The following is a 17785-nucleotide window of genomic DNA, read 5'->3' as shown; positions in this document are numbered from 1 at the left end:
TAGGACGGGTAGCAAGGTTGCTACGTAATAAGTGCATTTGGAATTTACATTTGCAGAATTAATTCTTGCCGAACACTTTGCCGTTCGTAAAAACTAACTGTATGGCTACACAGCGTATTCTTCTGCACGAGGCCGAAGATATTTCGGAGTTTCTGTTCCAGACCACTGGGATGATGCCCGGCTATACCCAGTTTTCGGCGGGCCCCGCTAAACTCGAATACAAGGTCGTCGATTTGGATGGCGTCACGCTGTTGTGGGCTTCGGGGGTCGCTCATTGCAGATGGCAAGACCAGATGTCTGATGATGGCCGAGTGCATTTTGGCATAGTGCTGAACGCAAAAGACGGCGTCAGATCGCTTGGTCACGAAATTGGTCCAACAGACGCGATGCTGTTTCGCCCCGGCCAGGAAATGGACTATGCATTCCTGGGGCCGGTCAAAACACTTGAAATCGGTGTATCCAAAGAAATTGCAGACAGTCTTGGCTGGACTTTTTCCGGAGCTCCTTTGGCACGCATCCGTGGGACGCGATTGCGACGCCTCGAGATTGTGTGTCGCCAAGCAAGCAAGATCATTGCGTCCAACGGCGAAGATTTGAGGCCTGAACCAACGGCGGAAGTACGCGGAATGGTTTTAGATGCTCTGGAGCGGGTGTTATTCCCTTGGTTACCTAAAGGTGACAAGGCTTACTCGGAATTTAATGAATGCACGAAGCGATACTCGGTATTAAAAAACTTTGATCGCCTTCTTTTAGAGTTAGGCGATGGGTTGCCCGGCTTAAGCTCCATTTCAAAGGAATTGGGCGTTGGGCGGCGCACGTTGTTCTATTCGCTACGTCAATCGTTAGGCATTACGCCCAGGCGATACATAGAAGTGCGACGCCTCGCAGAATTGCGAACCCGGTTGAAAAACTCTGGCCCTGAAGAGAACACAGTTACTGAACTGGCGACCGAACTTGGGTTTGGGGATCTTGGGCGTATGGCCGGTAAGTATCGTCGACAATTTGGAGAGAGCCCGAGCCACACTTTGCGCTCCTAGTTTAACCATCTCTGTCTTGGCCGCTTGAGCGTTTCGCTTGGAAGTTCTCCGAACAATGACCGGTATTTGCCAGCCATACGTCCCAATTCTGAAAAGCCATGATCGTTCGCTAAATTGGTCACAGACGAGTTGTCCGGCTCGCTACGATACAAGCTTGCGCGAAGCGCGTTCAAACGAACGATTTCTCGGAATCTCCTTGGTCCAATCCCATATTCTTGCCGAAAAGCCTGAAAAATACTGCGCTTAGAAACGCCAATTTCCTCAGCCAGAGCTTCGACACTGACGCAAAAGTTGTTGTCGGCGTCCTGCAGTAGTCTGCGGGCTTTGCGGAGCACATCAGCCCGAGCACCGCGCGAAAGTACATCGCCGTCATGGTTCTTGGACAGAGCCCAAGGTTGAAGGGCAATTTCTAAAGTGTCGATGAGTTTAGAGCGAGTGTCCGCGAGAGTCCCTAAACTCCAATCACCAAAGTCGTGATTGAGAGCGGCAGAAAAGCTTTCCCTGGCAATTGCCGCCAGGTTTCTCACAGCGCCCTCAGGCACATCAGAAGTTTGGCCGCCACGGCAATTCCACCCGAGCTTTTTTGGAAATTCTTCCGTGAACGTAACTTCCAGAGTTTTATATCTGCCGTTTGTAAACAACTCTGCCGTTTCACCTGGCCTCAGTAGATGTGCGGTGGTGCCAGAAATGCCAGATTGGCCTATCCGTGGCCCGCCATTTGCCGAAACCATGATCGCAAATCGCCACTCACGGGCCAACATGGTGTCAGTCCAGAGATGCCTGCCATCCCCTGATACTTGCAGGAGCCTGATGTCGCCAAAATCGATGCTACGGGCGCTCAGGATCGCGGGGCCAGAAGTGAATTGCATAAAGCGGGTGTTGGTATTGGTTTGCTCAAGATAGAAATTTTCCAGCGTATCCTCATCTGCCAGATCAATGGAATAACGATCGAAAGCCAAAGCAGTTACCCCTCCATCAACGAACCCAAAGTCTTGGGGATAGGTATCCTGGTCGAATGCCAACACCCGATCAGATAACGCATCCCGAGCGATTGCAAAGATGTGTGCTACTTGCACTTTTTGCACAGTCATCAACAGCCTGAGAAATTATCCTCTCCGTAGTCAAGTTAAATTTAGTCTTAAAATGAGAGGATTAGAAAGTGGCGCGTCGCTTATCAGTATTGTTCAAATGGTCCGCTCTGCTCACAGCAACGTTTGCTGGAGTGGGCTACGCACAAGACAATCCCGCACCAGATTTTTCCGCTGATTCTGTAATTGATGGGTTCCCATCTTCAATGCAGCCGTGGAGAGATCCAAGCAATCCAAATGTTCAAATCCTCGATCCAGGCTGGAACAAATATTATCTGCGCAAGGATATGGTAGGTGATAACCCTCCGCGGGAGCCCGGCCCAATTGATCTGCAGCGCTACTACGTCGTGCCGACAAAGCACGCATTTCCCACGTATTTCGGTCTGCCGATTGCTCTGACAACTGAAGACCTGATTGCGGGAGAGGTCGACGTGGCTATTGTCGGGGCACCGAGCCAGTTTAATCCAGCTGACGGCAATGGCTGGGCAGCGAATTACATGCGCGTAAACCATAACTATGATTTTGCCCAGTCGGGGCATGATATGTGGTTCAACAACCAGTACTTCGATATCCTGAACGTTGTAGACTATGGAAATGCCAACGCCCATCCATCTTTAATGATGCAGAACTTTGCGGATCAGGCCGGCGTGTTTAAGGAAATCCTGGATGGCGGCGCGATACCCTTCGTAATAGGTGGAGACCACGGTACTCAGGTTGCGTCACTAATGGCTCTGATTGATCACTACGGTCCGCAGAGTTTCACAACAGTTCATTTTGACGCCCACACCGATCTTGCGCCGCCTGATGGCCGACTTGGAATGTTCACCCATGGGGGTGCAGCCCTCCGTTTCGCGCATGAACAAGGGTGGACCACGGGAGATCAGATTTTTCACATCGGCCTTCGCGGCGCTTACGAGAGCGTCGAGAGAATGGACTGGATGTTCAACAATCAGACCAACTACTACTTCATGCCGAAGTTTGAAAAAAATGGATTTGACGCAACTGTCGACGAACTGATAGCAGAACTCGAAGGACGCCGACTATATATCTCAATCGATATGGATGTTCTGGACGGCTCGTTGGCGCCGGGTGTATCAAACCCTGAAATAGGTGGCTTTACCACGCTACAATTCATGCAGATTCTTCGAAAACTGGCTCTTCAAAACGAGATACTGCTGATCGATTGGGTCGAGTATTCTCCGCTTTTAGATGACCGCCGTCGCTCCACAGGCAACGTTATCAGCCGTTTGCAGAGGCATACCCTGGCCGCGATGGCCGCTCGCAAAGAGGGTATAACTGATCCAAACTATGTTCATCCTGCAATGCTCGAGGATAACAGCAAATAACGTAATGAATTGGGCGAAGGATGCGGTGCATTCCAAAGAGTTGCCTTTTTCGGAAAAGGCGCCTTGAATTGAGGCGTCTTTTTCCGGCGCGGTAACATAGGTTCAAAAATGTCCATAAGTACTTCAGACCGTCCCTCGGGAAGTCCTGCCGGTAACGACAGTGGTACACCGCACTCATTTCTCTTTCATCTCGTCAGAGAGCCGTTGTTTCAGTTTCTCGTCCTCGCTGGACTTTTGTTCATCGCGCAGGCGCTGTTTGCGAAGGACGATCGAGATCTGATCGTGGTGGATGCAGTGACGCAGGAGTACCTATTCGATCAAGAGGCGGAATTGCTTTTGCGCCCGCTAAGTGAAGCAGAAAAACAGGACCTAGTCAGGAACTTCGTAGAGGAAGAGATTCTGGTCCGTGAGGCAGTAAAGCGAGGTTTTTCTGACGGATCCCGTATTCGTGCCTTACTTCTTCAAAACATGCGGTTTTTCATTGCCGGAGACTTGGCAGAGCCGACAGAAGCGGAACTCAAAGAGTACTTTAACAGCAACCAGGAAAAGTTTCTGAGTCCTCCCAGTTATGACCTTGAACATGTGATGTTTAATTCGATCAGCGAAGTTCCACCTAACCTTCTGGAAGACTTGAACGAAGGCGCAGATCCAACATCCCTCGGTGAAATCGACATCACCTTTGGAAATACACTGAGATACATGGACCAGAAACGCCTTGTGCAGGCGTTCGGCGGCGAAACGGCAAAAGAGGTTTTGGCGGCCATTGACCAGAACGACGATTGGCAAGGGCCGTTCCCTTCTCAGACTGGGACGATTCACTTCCTCAGGGTTCTCAAGGAAAACCCGGCTCAGTTGCCTGAGTTTGAGCAGGCCCAAGATTGGGTTGCTACCCGGTGGATGACAGACAAATCCCGTGAGTTGATGGAGAAAGAACTGGAATCTGTAGCAGCCGATTACAAGATTGAGATAGCGCCGCTGCAAAAGGCCAAAGAAGTTGATTAGGTTATTCCTCATCGCTGCATGGGCTGCGACGCTAATAGCGCTACAAGGGATCGGTGCTCATGCGCATACACTTGGTTTGGATCGAGCGGAACTGATTGAAACGGCTCCCGGCGAATACAGACTGGTCTCAAAAGTACCTAGTAGATTGTCAGCTGCGATATTGTCACCGTATTTGCCTGAGCAGTGTGAGTTTGGGAGTAGCCCGAATGGCGAAAGGGGATCTTATTCGGTCACATTTACCTTCACCTGTGCCACCCCCATGACATCCGAAGATCGCCTGGTGCTGCCGTGGAACCGCGAAGGGGCTCTGTTGACGGTTCGTTGGTTCGGGCAGGAGCCGGTCACGCGTTTGGTTAAACGAGAGGGGACGACTATCGAAGTCAACCTGGACGAATGGCTGGCTGTTTCAGGATCTGCGTCACGCGCGGCTAAGCGCTATACCATTTTGGGATTTGAGCACATTTTGGAGGGTTTGGATCACCTGCTGTTCGTGCTGGCTTTGCTGTTTCTTGTTGAAGGCTGGTGGATGCTGATCAAAACGATAACTGCGTTTACAGTAGCCCATTCGATAACACTGGGTTTGGCCACGCTGGGATTTGTTTCGCTACCGTCTGCGCCTGTAGAGGCGGCAATTGCTCTTTCGATCGTTTTCCTGGCGTCCGAGATCGTCTGGAAGTCCCGCGGTCGTTCTTCTTTGGCGGCAAGAGCGCCTTGGGTTGTAGCATTTGCGTTTGGACTATTGCATGGGCTCGGATTCGCTGGTGCTTTGGCCGAAATCGGACTGCCGCCATCTGAGATTCCGATTGCTCTTCTTTTCTTCAACGTTGGCGTCGAGCTTGGTCAGCTAACCTTTGTTGCTGCAGCATTGGTCGTAGGATGGGCGTTTTTGCAAATACCCGCCGCACAACGATGGGAGACAAGCGCTCAATTGATCCTCGTCTATGGCATTGGAACAATAGCCACATACTGGATGATAGAGCGGACTTACTCAATTTTTGTTTAGGCAGTTCGAAGTGGAGCTGCACAAATAGCCACACTTAGAGGGGTCGTATTGATGAGAGTAGCAGTTCCGACATTGGCGGGTTTGTGGGTGCTGGTAACCCTCAATCCAGTAATCGCTCAGGACGCGGGTTGCGATGCATCTTGCCAGGCGGCGCGCAAAGCCGCTAACCCTCTAGCGGACATTCGGGCGGTTATGACCGACAACACGATAGCTTTCAAAACCGGTTCTGATGAAGAAACGAGCTACAATTTTCAGATACAGCCAGTCTACGCAGTACCTCTTGATGGTGCAAATCTTGTCCTTCGGGGCATCATCCCGATTCAAGGGGTTCAACCAGGTACGGTCCTGCCTCCGGGTATTCCTAACCCAACACCAAATTCAGATCTGGAATGGGGGATCGGAGACTCGGTTGTACAAGCTTTCTATGCTCCCACACCCACTGGCAACGTCGCATTTGGATACGGAGCACAGGTGTCCCTGCCCACACACACCAATGGTTCACTGAAAGGGGCTGGGTGGGGCGCAGGTCCAGCTGCTGTTGTTTTTGGGCAAACCGGAGATCTGTCTTGGGGAGCGGTGTTGGCGCACATGTGGGGCGAGGACGGCTTCAATACGACCATTCTTCAACCCATTTTGAGTTATGGTCTCGGGGCAGGTTGGTACTTTGGGTACAACAACGTGATCTCCTACAATTGGAACTCTTCGAACAGCAACGAAGCCTGGACCGTTCCGATTGGGTTAATGGTTGGCCGCACAATCGTTACCAACGAAGAGTCAGGCACTGCGATGGATCTCAATGCCGGATACTATGTGCTTGACCGAGCCCCCGACGGCGCAGCAGATCGCCAGTTTAAGTTTGGTATTTCTTTCTTTTTCTAGATACGAGAAGGAGCGAGGCTCAGGAACCGTTGAGTTTTGAAGCAAACGGACGACGATTGCGCCCAAACTGCGATCTTCAACCAACCATTCAATATCGGTAAGCTAGCGGGGGCGCTGTCGGCGTAGCCCATTGCGACTGAACGTGATCATTCCACACTAAATAAACCGGTCTACAATGCGATTTTTGCGGTAAGATCTGGGGAAGTGGGCTAAAGACGCGCAATCTACGCATCGCTTAGCTAGAAAGGTTCCGGCATGTTCACCGCTCGTTTTTGAGCATGAGTTGTGTCGACATTCGGACATCATGGGCCTAGGTTTACCCTATCCGTCGTGCTGGACAATGATTGGGCAAGCACTTCGTACACGTGCCCAATTCGAAGCCATCAATGAGGGTAAGCCGCATTTGTTTTCTAGTTTTGATGCAGCCCAGGTTGGGGCTTTAACAAGGTCTTGAATTTTAAGGAATTTGGGCGTGGCCTGGAAGATTAACTTGTTCAGTCTGACGTAAATAAACTGCTCTAAACTACAGTTAGACTACTGTAGGACACCTGCTGGCAGCCTTTGCCCTTTGCCATTTCTGTTTGGTGAAAACGGAAACGGGAGCAATATGATGCCTCAATTCGAACTTCTGGAGATCCTGCGGGATCAATATCCTTCGACCACTGCTGCTGCTCACAACCTCGTGCTAAAGACCTCTGAACTGAGGCTTGCACGTGAAAATCAAGTCTGGATTGACTTTCAAGGAGCCTGCAAAGCACAAGTCGCGTTCGAAAACGCCATGTGGGAAACGCTGCTTTGGGCAGCTCGGGAATCCGGAGAAACGAGCGAGGAGCGACTGTTCAAGTTCACCGCTAGTTTTCTCGCTCAGTTTGCTCTAGCTTGTCCCAGCTGGAATAAGGCTTTGCCCCAAGCAACGGACTATCTGCTTGAAGCGACTGAGCAGGAGCCATCCATTTTGGGTGACGCTCTTGCTCAGGTTAAAGGAGAGCGCTTGGTCGCTAGAGGAATTGGTCGGCAAGAACACGCGAGCACATTTCAGGTTTGACGTGTGGCAGGCTAACCATCATCTCGGCGAAGATGTTTTTTACCTTCCAATACATCCAATGATCGTAGCGCGCCTGAAGGGACCGTATTCCCTAGGCGCGTCCCTTCAATGCAAGCCTTTTCGACCGATGAGGTTAATACTGACCAGCCCGCGCCGATCATTTGCGCGAGTTTTGCCATGGTATATTGGAAGTTAGGCCTTGAGCAAGCCACCTGCTCGTCGCTCAGACAAAAAATCCAATATTGTCACGCCTTGATCTACGCTGGAGAACCGTACTGACCGACGGGAAACGATGAGTACTGGCCCAGTTGCACGTGCGCTTTAGGCAGTGTTGTTTGATCAGCGTGTTATTGCGAGCTTTGGCCGCCAGTTTAGCCGGGCTTCTTGACAATTGCAGTTGTTCGGCAAAGGCCAAATCCTGCTCCCGCAACCAGTGTCAGAAAAAATCAATCCACACAATCGACTAGAATTGATCCCCAGGATCAATTGCTTAACGTACTCACTTCGTCAGCTTCATAACCTGAACGTCAAACGTGCAAATCCAAATCGCGCAAACGTAGAAAATCAAAAAAAACAATAAACCGGACCGGAGGATTTAACCTGTCGAATTGTTCGGTCGACCTAGCTGAATTGATCACAACCGTGATTACTCCCGCTTCCAACCGTCCTCGTATTCACCAAGAACACGGGACAGTTGCCGCAGTGAGGCAAAAAGCCTAGCGTAAACATCTCGGGATAGCATTGTCTTGTTGTCATCCAACAATTGCAGTAAATCGACCACCCCTACCGCAAAGGCATCGTAAACCTGTTGGTCTGCCGGAGTAGGGTCCAGTGTCCAGATATCGTTTTCGTCGTAATACGTGACAGGTTGCGGTTCGTCGTCGATCATCAGTCAGCCTCATGTGGGTGAGGCGCATATGGGAAAGCGTCGTGTGGATTTCACCAATTTGGCAAGAAGTCACAAAATTTTGGCGCCTCAAACCACGGCTATATCTGCACGTGAATTCAGGACGCGGTGTTAGTACTTTTGCTCGGTGGTTGAACCCCAATCGGAGGCAGCAACAAGCGAAACACCTGTGATGTTATCTATTCCTCGAAGGCACGGAGTTCGAGTGTTCGCTTAGCAGTACGTCCAGGAAAAGCCTCGTGACTCTTGTCGGTTCCGGGTTTTTTCTAGTCACTGCGGCGAACCGCGTACGATAATGCGTTTCTTCAGGCAGCAGCCTGCGCATCTGGGCTGTGTTCACGAATTCCTGAGCAAAGTGATCCGGCAGATAACCTAAGTAGCGGCCTGACAAAATCAGTATTGCCAGGGCTTGTTCATTCTGGACTTTGGCGGATCTGCGAAAGCCCAGTTGCTGACCTACGATCAGGTTTGGTGAGTTCACGCTGAGGCCTGCATAATTGTATCTGAGCAGATCGCTGGTTTTGAGTTCATGATCTGGGGCATCGAACAACGGATGCTCTCTGCCGCAATACAAAAACATATTCTCACCATAGAGCGGCGCGTAATTCAGGCTGGTAGAGGGCCGATGCAATGCAATGATCCCCACATCAAGTCTGCCACTGATCACCAGGGTTTCAATTACGTTTGGCGGCTCCAATGACAGTTCAAGCTGCACCGAAGGAGCGGCTTCATTGAATCGGTGGATTGCACGCGCGAGGCTGGATTCCGGGTTCGAAGCGCATTGATCGAACAAGGAAACACGAATGGTGCCTGCGAGCTGTTCCTTGATTTCATTGACCTCGTTTCGAAACTGCGAAACGGACACCAAAAGGTGATCGGCCGCTTCGAGCACTTTGGCGCCGTCTTCCGTCAGGGCGAATCCGGACGGGCCACGGTTGCACAATTTCAGGCCCAGCCGCAGTTCAAGGTCTGTGATGTGCTTGGAAATCGTTGATTTGCCGACATTTAGCTCGACTTCGGCAGCGGATAGTCCACCGCTTTCGACCACGGTTTTGAAAACGCGTAGCAACCGAATGTCGCTGTCTGCGATGCGCGCGGCAACCATATTCTTCCTAACTCTCAAGGTTCGATATGTATGAAACCTATCGCGCAGAGAATAACAACATAGAAACACTTTCCACAAGCTAGTGTCCCCGGACCGAGGCAGATTCGGACCGTTCATCTCTCCCCAGAACGGCGCGCTCCTCGAAAACTGAAAACTGGGAGGACATCTATGTCATTCATCAAAAAGCTTGGCACCATGACGGCCGCTGTATCCGTCGCGGCTCTGATGGTCGCGGGCGCGGCAGACGCGAAGAACTTTAAGATCGCGGTAGGCGACGGTGGTGGCGGCACACAAGAAGCCCTGGGGCTTGCCTTCATCGAGGCTCTGGAAGAAAACACGAACGGCCAACACACTGCTTCGCTGTTTCTGAACGGTCAGCTCGGATCGGAGCAGGACACCGTTAACGATGCCGCAATTGGCACGCTGGATTTCTCAATTCTGGCGATCAACAACGTCACGCCGTTCTCGCCAACGGTTGGTACGCTGACTCTGCCTTACATGATCCTCAGCCTGGAAGACGCGGAAAAGCTGACCCAAGGTCCAGTGGGTCAAGAGCTGGTCGAGAACACCATCCGTGACGCGGGCGTCCGTATCATTGGTTGGGCTTATTCCGGCTTCCGTGTTCTGACAAACTCGAAAAAACCCGTGACTACGGTTGCGGATATGCAGGATCTGGTTGTCCGCGTTCCCAAGAACGAAATCATGATCGCCACCTATCAGTCTTGGGGTGTGAACCCCACGCCGATGGCCTGGTCGGAAACCTTTGCCGCGCTGCAAACCAAAGTGGTTGACGGTCAGGACAACCCCTACATCACCAACTACGCGATGAAGTTCGACGAAGTTCAGAAATACGTCACCAACCTGCGTTACCTGTTCTCGATCGAGCCGCTGATCGTGTCCGAGTCCGTGTTCCAAAGCTTGAGCGAAGAAGAGCAGAAGGCCGTTCTGGCCGCGGGCGAAGCCGCAACTGCATTCTCTGCCCAGTACCTGCGTGATCAGGAAGCCGAAATCAAAGGTGTCCTGCAGGAACGTGGGATGGAAATCTCTGACCCGGCCAACAACGAAGAAGAGTTCATCACCCTGGCGACTGAAGCCGTATGGCCGCAGTTCTACGAGTCTGTTGGTGGCGTCGAAAAAGTGAACGCCGCGCTGGCAGCCATTGGTCGGGATCCGGTCCAAGAATAATCGCCGCAGAGCGAAAAAGAGAAGAGCGCTTCGGCGCTCTTTTCATATCAGGGAGGAGGGAATTCCGATGTTCTGGAAATTTCTGGACAATATAGAAAGCGTCATCTGCCGGGTGCTCTTATCTGGCTTTGTATGTTTGCTGTTCACACAAATCGTCGCGCGCGAAGTCTTTGGCTTTTCGATCAGCTGGATCGAGGAGCTCTCGGTCTACATGTTCGTGTGGTTCGTTTACTTCGGCGCCAGCTACGCCGCCCTCAAGGGCGCGCATAACCGGGTGACATTCCAGTTCAAGTTCCTGCCCGACCGCTACATCAAGTATATCGAGGCCTTTGCCGATCTCTTCTGGCTCTTTTTCAACGTCTACTTCCTGTATCTGGCGACGGACTTTGTCTTCAACAAGATGAACAAGTTCTGGAAGTCCCAGACCCTCGGGATCGAGATGAAGTACGTCTACATGGTGCTGCCCATCGCCTTTGCGCTGATGACCTTCCGCATCATTCAGGTGAACTACCGCCGCCTGATCAAGGGTGAAGACATCCATGATCCTGATCAGATCGACCTTGATGAAATCAAAGCTGCCACCGAAGCAGCCAAGCACGACTGAGGCAGGGAGGAAAAACCATGGAATCCGAAATCGTCACAATCCTGTTTGGATCGTTTCTTCTGCTGCTGCTCATTGGTGCGCCGATCACGGTTGCTCTGGGCGTGGCTTCGCTGTTCTCGTTCCTGTATCTGGGCGACAACCCTATCAAGTTCGTGCAGATCGCCTTTACCTCGGTGGGATCCTTCCCGTTGATGGCGCTTCCTGCATTTATTCTGGCCGGGGCTCTTATGGAGGCTGCCGGTATCTCAAAACGCCTGATCAATGTGGCTGAAAGTCTGGCCGGTCCATTCACCGGTGGTATCTCGGCCGCGACGGTTATGGCTTGTTTGTTCTTCGGTGCCATTTCGGGCTCGGGCCCGGCAACAACCGCGGCTGTCGGGATGCTGATGATCCCGGCTATGATCGACCGCGGCTATGAGCGCGGCTATGCCTCTGCCATTACCGCTTCTTCCGGCGGCCTCGGGATTATTATTCCTCCCTCCATCCCGATGGTGATCTTCGGCATTGCCGCGCTTGGTATGGCACCGCCTGTGGAAGCGGTTGAGAAATTCGGCACTTTCCAGTCGGTTTCAATCTCGAAACTGTTCATCGCGGGCTTTGTTCCGGCGTTCCTGATCGCCACCAGCTTGCTGATCCTGAACTTCTTCATGTCGAAGAAGCGTGGCTACAAAGGCGTCGCTGAAGGCTGGTCCCTCCGCCACGTGGGCTGCGAGATGTATCGCGGGTTCTGGTCTCTGATGGCACCTTTGGTGATCCTGGGCGGTATCTATACCGGCTTCTTCACCCCGACCGAGGCTGCGATCGTTGCGATCTTCTACACTCTGGTCATCGGCGTGTTCATCTATCGTGAACTGACGTGGCAATCGCTGTTCCAGTCTCTGGAAGCCACAACCTGGCTGACCGGCCGCGTTCTGCTAATCCTGTTCACCGCAACCGTGTTCGGCCGCCTGCTGGTGGAAAACCAGATTCCAGCGATCATCGCGGACTCGATGCTCAGCTTCACGGACAACCTCTATGTGATCTGGGCGCTGATCATCTTCTTCCTGCTGTTCGTCGGCATGTTCATGGAGACGCTGGCCACCATCCTGATCCTGGTTCCGGTGATGTTGCCGGTGGCCTATTCGGTGGGGATCGACCCGATCCACTTTGGCGTGGTCATGGTCTGTACGCTGGGCATTGGCTTCCAAACGCCGCCGCTGGGTGAAAACCTGTTCATTGCTTCGGGTATCTCGAACATCACAATCGAACAGATCTCGCTGCGCGCACTGCCCTTCGCGGCCGCCAACACGATCGCGATCTTTGTCATTGCGTTCTTCCCTGAATTGTCACTCTGGCTTCCAAGGCTATTGGGATACTGACCTGAAAGGATGACGATATGAAACAAATGGTGACGAATATCCTGTTCGCGACGGATCTGTCCGAAAATTCGGGTCATGCCATGCGCAACGCGGCAAGCATCGCCATGGCGACCGGAGCTGAGATCCACGTGCTGCACGTGAATGAGCCGCTGTCCGAAGACGCGAAAATCACGATGGATATGTTCATACTAAACGAAGAGACCCGCAAAACTGCAGCGCAGCGCCGCCACGAAATGGTGCGCAAGGTTCTGGCCGAGCGGCAGGCCAAGTTTTGGGCGCAGTTCGAAGGTGAGGATGCCAAGATCCGCGATCAGGTATCCTCGATCGAGGTCACGGATGGTCATCCGGCCGAGGTGATCTTGCGGCGTTCGGTCGAGATGGGCTGTGATCTGATCGTGTTGGGTGCGCATGACCACGGCTTTTCCCACACCTTCCTGGGCACGGTCGCCAAACGGGTGCTGCGGCGTTCGAAGATACCCACACTGATCGTTCCAAACCCGGACGAAGTTTAAATCTGAAACGGGCCGCTACCGACCGCAGCGGCCCGTTCACCATGTGACGGCCACTCAGGCTTGTCCGACCCACTCTCCCACAACCCAACGCATTTTGCGCCGTTGAACCAGGTTAACGGACCTTAATGCTGTGTACTGCTCTTCTTAAGATCGGATCCCTTTATTTGAGTTGTGACCAAAACCGCAACGCAAATTCAGGAGGAGAAGACAATGCAAGCAACCCAAACCGTAACCCAGAATCGCAACGTATTTGCCACCATGTTCGCGGACTATGCAGAGGCCCGGACCGAGCCTTTCCGCCGCCGGATTTTTGCGAACACCGTGCGCGAGCTTGAGGCGCTGAGTGACCGCCAATTGCACGACATCGGTGTCCCGCGGGATGAAATCAAGCAGCGTGCGTATGACAGCGTCTATCACGGCAAACCCTACCGCCAGTGACAAGTGCATTGTGCCTGCGTCAGCCAATCAGGAGGTTAAATCATGTTCGACGTCATCCCGCCCAACAAGCACCTGCACCCATCAGAAAGCGCTCTGCTGTTGTTCGATCGGGCCATGCGCATTCGCGCGATCAGCGCCGATATTGTCCGGGCCGCGCAATATCTGAGCGGGTTTTCCGATCAGGAGTTGTCGGAACTGGGTATAAACCGAAGCGACCTTGAGGATACGATCCGAAGGTACATCTGAGGACGGGCAACGGCTCGTCGCGACCGAGGCGAAAATGATAAAGACAATGACATAAAGCCACTCCGGCAATTCGGAGTGGCTTTTTTTGATGTGTTAGCCGAGGTGATCCACGACTTGCAGATGCTGGGCCAGTTTGTCGATCTCGGCCATCCAACCCTGCACCAGTTTCGGATCGCTGGGGGCGGCGTGGACACCGACCGGGATCGCGCGGTTCAGAACTGCTTCGACCGCCAGCGAGACCGGGATGGACACCAGTCGCGCCATCGCTGTGCCGCGCGCATCGCCCCAAGCGTCCATGACATAGGTTTTGTTCCAGACTTCGATGCCGTCTTTTTCGGCCTTCAACCCGACGCACAGAACCACGCGGTCGGGCTCGCCTTCGTCATAGGCATTTTCGTCCCAGAACTGATCCGACATCTCTTTCAGTCGTGCGTCACCCTCCGGCCCAGACAGCGTTTCGATTTCCCGGAACACGTCCGACCAGGCATCCGCCCAGCCGTTCAGGCGCAAGGTGCCGCGAACGAACTCTTTGACCGGCCAGTGATCTTCGAATTGGTATTCGGCCATGAACGGGATCGAGTCGCGGTTCGGATAGACCTCAAAGCTTTCCGGGGTGGGCAGCGGCGCGATATAGCTGCTGATCGCATCCCACGGGCGGGCGACGTCCAGCGGGGCGTAGTCGCGGATCGATTTCGATGGCGAACGCAGAGCCTTGAGCACACCCAGCGGCGACCAGCTGAATTTGTACCGGAACGGGTTGGGGTTCTTGGGAATTCCGCCGCAATAAGAGATGAAGCTCAGGTGGTTTTGCGGATCGAACGCGTCCGATGCGCGGTAATCTGCGACCAGAGCATGAGCCATCAAGTGGTCGATGCCGGGGTCCAGCCCCACCTCGTTGACCAGCGCCACACCGGCCTCGCGCGCCTTGTCGTCCAGCGCGCGCATCTCGGGGGCGATATAGGAAGACGAGACAAAGTTGGCCTCTTTCGAAATGGCCAGTTCTGCCAGGGGAACGTGCCAGTCGCCCGGCAGCATGGAAACGATCACGTCGCCTTTCTCCAGCACCTCGCCCAAAGCGTCGATGTCAAAGGCACGGATGTCGTCGGTCAGATCTCCGATCTCGGCCTTGGCTTTTTCGATGGTCCGGTTCCAGACGGTGACCTTGTGCCCGCCTTCGATCAGGCGGCGCAGTCCGGGGATGGCCGACAGGCCAGTGCCACACCAGTGAATCGTCATCGCTCAGAGTCCTTCAATATGGGTTTTGTAGGTTGCGTCTGCCCGGCCCCAGACGCAGCTGTCCAGATCAGTCAGCGTCAGCAGCGAGGGCAGCAGTTGCGCGGCATAGTCCTCGGAGCTTTCGACTGGCAGCATCGAAGGCAAATTGTCGATGGCCATGACGTCCATCACCGGATCAGTGGCCACGCGCAGGGCGGGGGCCTCCCATGTGGTTGCGCGGTCATAGACGGGCACTGGATTGTAATCGCTGTCCGGATCACAGGCCACGTCGCCAATGGCGGTCAGTTTGCGTGGGGCAGTCAGCGCCTCTTTCGGGACAAAGACCGGAGTGCCAGGGCGTGCGAAGATGCAGTTCAGGAACAGGTCATGCTCGAGGATTTCAGGAAAAGGCCCACCGGAGGCGGTTTCGGCCATATCCCATTTGGTGACACTGACACCCATTGCTTCGCACAGGTCTGCCGCCCCGGTGCCAACACGGCCCAACGCACCGATGACGATGGCGCGCGGTCGGTCGGCTCCGGTTGCGTCCAGCTCAGCCAGAAGCTCGGCATTCAAAGCATCCTTGCCGGAGTAAACGCCGACGGGCGGGCATTCCTCGCCGCGCTGTTGCGCCGCCCAGGTTTTCAAAGTCACCGCAGCCCCGGCATACCCGGCCCAGTACCCAAAGGCAGCAACCCGGCGACCGTTTTCGTCGACCAGATACTCCAAATCGTAAAGCGTTCCGCCGCCGGCTTTGAACCGTTGCAACAACGCACGACCGGAATGCTGGCCCTTATAGGCGTGACCGAACATGATGTGGCGATGCGGCAATGGGGTGCCGTCTTCAGGCAGTTCCTTCAGCCCAAAGATAATGGCGTCCAGCGGAGCCTGAGGCCAAGAGTTTTCCGGTGCGATCTCGCACCCGGTGGCCTTGTAGCCGTCGATCGGGATGGCGCGGACGTGGCTTTCCTCGACCGTCACGCGGATGCCAGCCGCGATCAAGGCCGCCGCGCCTTCGGGGGTCAAACCAACCCGTTCTTCGTTCGGGCGCTGTTCTGCCCGGACCCAGAGATGTGTCATAACGTGTCCTTTAATCAAAGCATCCCGGCGGCGCGCACCGCCTGCACAGAGGGCCGCGCCTCCATTGCTTCGCGGAAGGCCAGGATTTTGGGAAAGGCCGAGACATCGACCCCGTCCCCTTCCAACCAGCTGCAAACCACGTACAGATAGGCATCCGCCAGCGAGACCGTCTCGCCCAGTACAAAAGGCCCCCGCAATCCGTTCGAAGTGATGTACTCGCACGACTCGGTCATGGTCTGGGCCACCTTGCCCGCCATGTCATTCCAGCTGGATTCCTTGTCGGCCCACCGATGTCCGCGCATCTTGTGCGCGTGGTTCACATGCATGGTTGAAGCCAAGTAGAACATCACCTCGCGCATTCGCGCAGCCATCACTGCATCATCGGGAACCAATCCCGCCTCGGGTGCGACGGCTGCGATGTATTCCAGCAAAGCGCCGGTTTCAGTCAGAATGCCACCATCCACGACCAGCGCAGGAACGCGGCCCTTGGGATTGATCTGCTTGTAGGCCGGTTTGGTCTGCTCCCCGCCGGCAAAGTCCAGGCGAACGGGTTCATAGTTCAGCCCAGCCTCCTCCAGCGCGATTGCGATCGCGACCGAGATGGTGCGGGGGGCATAGTAAAGCTGCATCGGGGGCCTCCGGGCTTTGATTACAGATGCGTTTGGGCGAATTGCCGGTCGGGCGCTTCCAGATGCGGGACAGCATTGAACAAAACCGGACTCATCTGCGCGCCAATCGGATGCAGACGATGCACAGAGGTGTTCATGATGGCAAGAGCCACCCGTGCCATTGCCGATATGTCCAGTCCCATCGCCTGACGTACGACCATCGAGATCAACCCGCCAGAGGTCACAACTATGGCCGGTCCGCCCTCGGTCCCGATATCGCGCAAGGCATCCGAGACCCGCGTCTCGAATTCTTCAAACGTTTCGGGCGTGTCTTCGATCTCGCCCTTGGCCCAGGCCGCAAATGTGCGGGGCAGATGCTCGACAAAGCCTTCGCGGTCCGTTGGCACCGCGATGCCGTGCTGCTCTTCGTAGAGCTTTGCGATGTTGAAATACTCCACTTCGTTCAGGCGTGGATCGCGGATTGGCTCGGGTAGCCCCATGCTGGCAGCAGTTTCCACATGGCGGGTCAGGGTGCCGCTGAAAACCCGCGGGTAAAAGGCTTGCGTGGTCTGCAGATGCGCCCCAAGCCATCGCGCCTGTTGATGGCCCAAATCGCTGAGCTTGTCATAGTTTGCTTCGTCGCGCGCGGCAGTGTTGGCCTGCCCGTGACGCACCAGTGTAATATGTGCCATAGCGTCCCCTCTTGCGCGAAGTCTTAGGGCAGGTTCCGGGCAGGGACCAGAGCCCTCGAACAGATTGCGGCTAAAAATCAATTTGATGCTCTGGGCGGGCTTTTGTGCCGCACATAATCACCGAGGACAGGCGATCAGTGATGTTGCCTAACGGAAAAAAGTTTCCTATAGGATACAAAACCACCGCGAGTGCCACAGACTCAACTCTGTGACACCTACTGTTCGGAGCCGAAAATGACCAAAGGTTCAAGCCTGTTGACTTGCCTCGCAGTCCCGGGAACCTTGGTGTCATTCTACGGCAGTTCAGATAAACGGGCTCACATGTCGCGGTGCATTTTGCCACGGGCTAAAGAAAGGTCTCTGCAATGACGGGTGAACTGAAGCGCACGCCCCTCCATTCTTTGCATGTAGAGTTGGGTGGTAAGTTGGTTGATT

Annotated in this window: 19 protein-coding genes; 12 read left to right on the top strand and 7 right to left on the bottom strand. The window is 54.1% G+C overall.

Translation table 11 applies throughout. The features are described 5' to 3' along the window. Positions 1 to 101: 101 nt before the first annotated feature. Positions 102 to 1037: a helix-turn-helix domain-containing protein gene (locus GOV53_RS20130; protein ID WP_170469980.1), complete on the top strand. Its 936-nt coding sequence runs from the start codon at positions 102 to 104 to the stop codon at positions 1035 to 1037. Here the strand turns inward: GOV53_RS20130 and GOV53_RS20125 are convergent. Beyond that, a complete protein-coding gene (locus GOV53_RS20125) occupies positions 1034 to 2128 on the bottom strand; it encodes an AraC family transcriptional regulator (protein WP_170469978.1) in 1095 nt (364 codons plus the stop codon). The two genes, GOV53_RS20130 and GOV53_RS20125, sit on opposite strands and share 4 nt — an antisense overlap. Before the next feature lie 68 nt (positions 2129 to 2196). Between GOV53_RS20125 and GOV53_RS20120 the strand changes: the two genes are divergently transcribed. The 5 genes from GOV53_RS20120 (at position 2197) to GOV53_RS20100 (ending at position 7400) form a co-directional block, all read left to right on the top strand. Beyond that, the gene (locus GOV53_RS20120; protein ID WP_170469975.1) at positions 2197 to 3471 is read left to right on the top strand and encodes an arginase family protein; all 1275 of its coding nucleotides are present in this window, start codon (positions 2197 to 2199) and stop codon (positions 3469 to 3471) included. 204 nt (positions 3472 to 3675) lie between these two features. Next, positions 3676 to 4473, top strand: coding sequence for a peptidyl-prolyl cis-trans isomerase (locus GOV53_RS20115; RefSeq protein ID WP_170469972.1), 798 nt, complete (start codon positions 3676 to 3678; stop codon positions 4471 to 4473). Beyond that, complete coding sequence (locus GOV53_RS20110) at positions 4466 to 5476, top strand: HupE/UreJ family protein (RefSeq protein ID WP_254439354.1); 1011 nt, start codon at positions 4466 to 4468, stop codon at positions 5474 to 5476. The genes GOV53_RS20115 and GOV53_RS20110 overlap by 8 nt, the downstream gene beginning before the upstream one ends. A gap of 192 nt (positions 5477 to 5668) precedes the next feature. Then, the gene (locus GOV53_RS20105) at positions 5669 to 6355 is read left to right on the top strand and encodes a hypothetical protein (protein WP_170469969.1); all 687 of its coding nucleotides are present in this window, start codon (positions 5669 to 5671) and stop codon (positions 6353 to 6355) included. A 610-nt stretch (positions 6356 to 6965) separates the two neighbouring features. Next, positions 6966 to 7400 (top strand): hypothetical protein, encoded by a 435-nt coding sequence (locus GOV53_RS20100; RefSeq protein WP_170469966.1) that lies wholly within the window; start codon positions 6966 to 6968, stop codon positions 7398 to 7400. A gap of 646 nt (positions 7401 to 8046) precedes the next feature. Here GOV53_RS20100 and GOV53_RS20095 read toward each other — a convergent pair. Together GOV53_RS20095 and GOV53_RS20090 are read right to left on the bottom strand one after the other, a co-directional pair. Further along, positions 8047 to 8289: a hypothetical protein gene (locus GOV53_RS20095; RefSeq protein WP_170469963.1), complete on the bottom strand. Its 243-nt coding sequence runs from the start codon at positions 8287 to 8289 to the stop codon at positions 8047 to 8049. A gap of 193 nt (positions 8290 to 8482) precedes the next feature. Then, positions 8483 to 9481, bottom strand: coding sequence for a LysR family transcriptional regulator (locus GOV53_RS20090; RefSeq protein WP_367648812.1), 999 nt, complete (start codon positions 9479 to 9481; stop codon positions 8483 to 8485). A 99-nt stretch (positions 9482 to 9580) separates the two neighbouring features. On the opposite strand from GOV53_RS20090, the gene GOV53_RS20085 reads away from it, so the two are divergent. From GOV53_RS20085 to GOV53_RS20060, 6 genes are all read left to right on the top strand, one after another. After that, on the top strand, positions 9581 to 10597 hold the full coding sequence (locus GOV53_RS20085) for a TRAP transporter substrate-binding protein (RefSeq protein ID WP_170469957.1): 1017 nt from the start codon (positions 9581 to 9583) through the stop codon (positions 10595 to 10597). 67 nt (positions 10598 to 10664) lie between these two features. Then, positions 10665 to 11201 (top strand): TRAP transporter small permease, encoded by a 537-nt coding sequence (locus tag GOV53_RS20080; protein ID WP_170469954.1) that lies wholly within the window; start codon positions 10665 to 10667, stop codon positions 11199 to 11201. A 17-nt stretch (positions 11202 to 11218) separates the two neighbouring features. Beyond that, a complete protein-coding gene (locus GOV53_RS20075) occupies positions 11219 to 12559 on the top strand; it encodes a TRAP transporter large permease (protein ID WP_170469951.1) in 1341 nt (446 codons plus the stop codon). Positions 12560 to 12576: 17 nt separating this feature from the next. After that, the gene (locus GOV53_RS20070; RefSeq protein WP_170469948.1) at positions 12577 to 13071 is read left to right on the top strand and encodes a universal stress protein; all 495 of its coding nucleotides are present in this window, start codon (positions 12577 to 12579) and stop codon (positions 13069 to 13071) included. A 210-nt stretch (positions 13072 to 13281) separates the two neighbouring features. Continuing rightward, positions 13282 to 13509, top strand: a complete 228-nt coding sequence (locus tag GOV53_RS20065) for a DUF1127 domain-containing protein (protein WP_217361266.1) — start codon at positions 13282 to 13284, stop codon at positions 13507 to 13509. Positions 13510 to 13551: 42 nt separating this feature from the next. Next, positions 13552 to 13755 (top strand): hypothetical protein, encoded by a 204-nt coding sequence (locus GOV53_RS20060; RefSeq protein ID WP_170429771.1) that lies wholly within the window; start codon positions 13552 to 13554, stop codon positions 13753 to 13755. Between the two features lie 93 nt (positions 13756 to 13848). On the opposite strand, the gene GOV53_RS20055 is transcribed toward GOV53_RS20060, so the two are convergent. Genes GOV53_RS20055 through GOV53_RS20040 form a run of 4 tightly spaced genes read right to left on the bottom strand, consistent with a single transcriptional unit; the run spans position 13849 to position 17350 of the window. After that, positions 13849 to 14991 carry a saccharopine dehydrogenase family protein gene (locus GOV53_RS20055; RefSeq protein WP_170469945.1) on the bottom strand — a complete coding sequence of 381 codons (1143 nt, stop codon included), beginning with the start codon at positions 14989 to 14991 and terminating at the stop codon, positions 13849 to 13851. A 3-nt stretch (positions 14992 to 14994) separates the two neighbouring features. Next, positions 14995 to 16050, bottom strand: a complete 1056-nt coding sequence (locus tag GOV53_RS20050) for a saccharopine dehydrogenase (protein WP_170469942.1) — start codon at positions 16048 to 16050, stop codon at positions 14995 to 14997. A gap of 14 nt (positions 16051 to 16064) precedes the next feature. Beyond that, positions 16065 to 16679, bottom strand: coding sequence for a glutathione S-transferase family protein (locus GOV53_RS20045; RefSeq protein WP_170469939.1), 615 nt, complete (start codon positions 16677 to 16679; stop codon positions 16065 to 16067). A 20-nt stretch (positions 16680 to 16699) separates the two neighbouring features. Next, positions 16700 to 17350 carry a histidine phosphatase family protein gene (locus tag GOV53_RS20040; RefSeq protein ID WP_170469936.1) on the bottom strand — a complete coding sequence of 217 codons (651 nt, stop codon included), beginning with the start codon at positions 17348 to 17350 and terminating at the stop codon, positions 16700 to 16702. Between the last annotated feature and the right edge of the window lie 435 nt (positions 17351 to 17785).

The organism is Ruegeria arenilitoris (assembly GCF_013035315.1).
GTDB lineage: Bacteria > Pseudomonadota > Alphaproteobacteria > Rhodobacterales > Rhodobacteraceae > Ruegeria > Ruegeria arenilitoris_D.
This window is presented reverse-complemented; position numbering and strand designations above follow the sequence as displayed.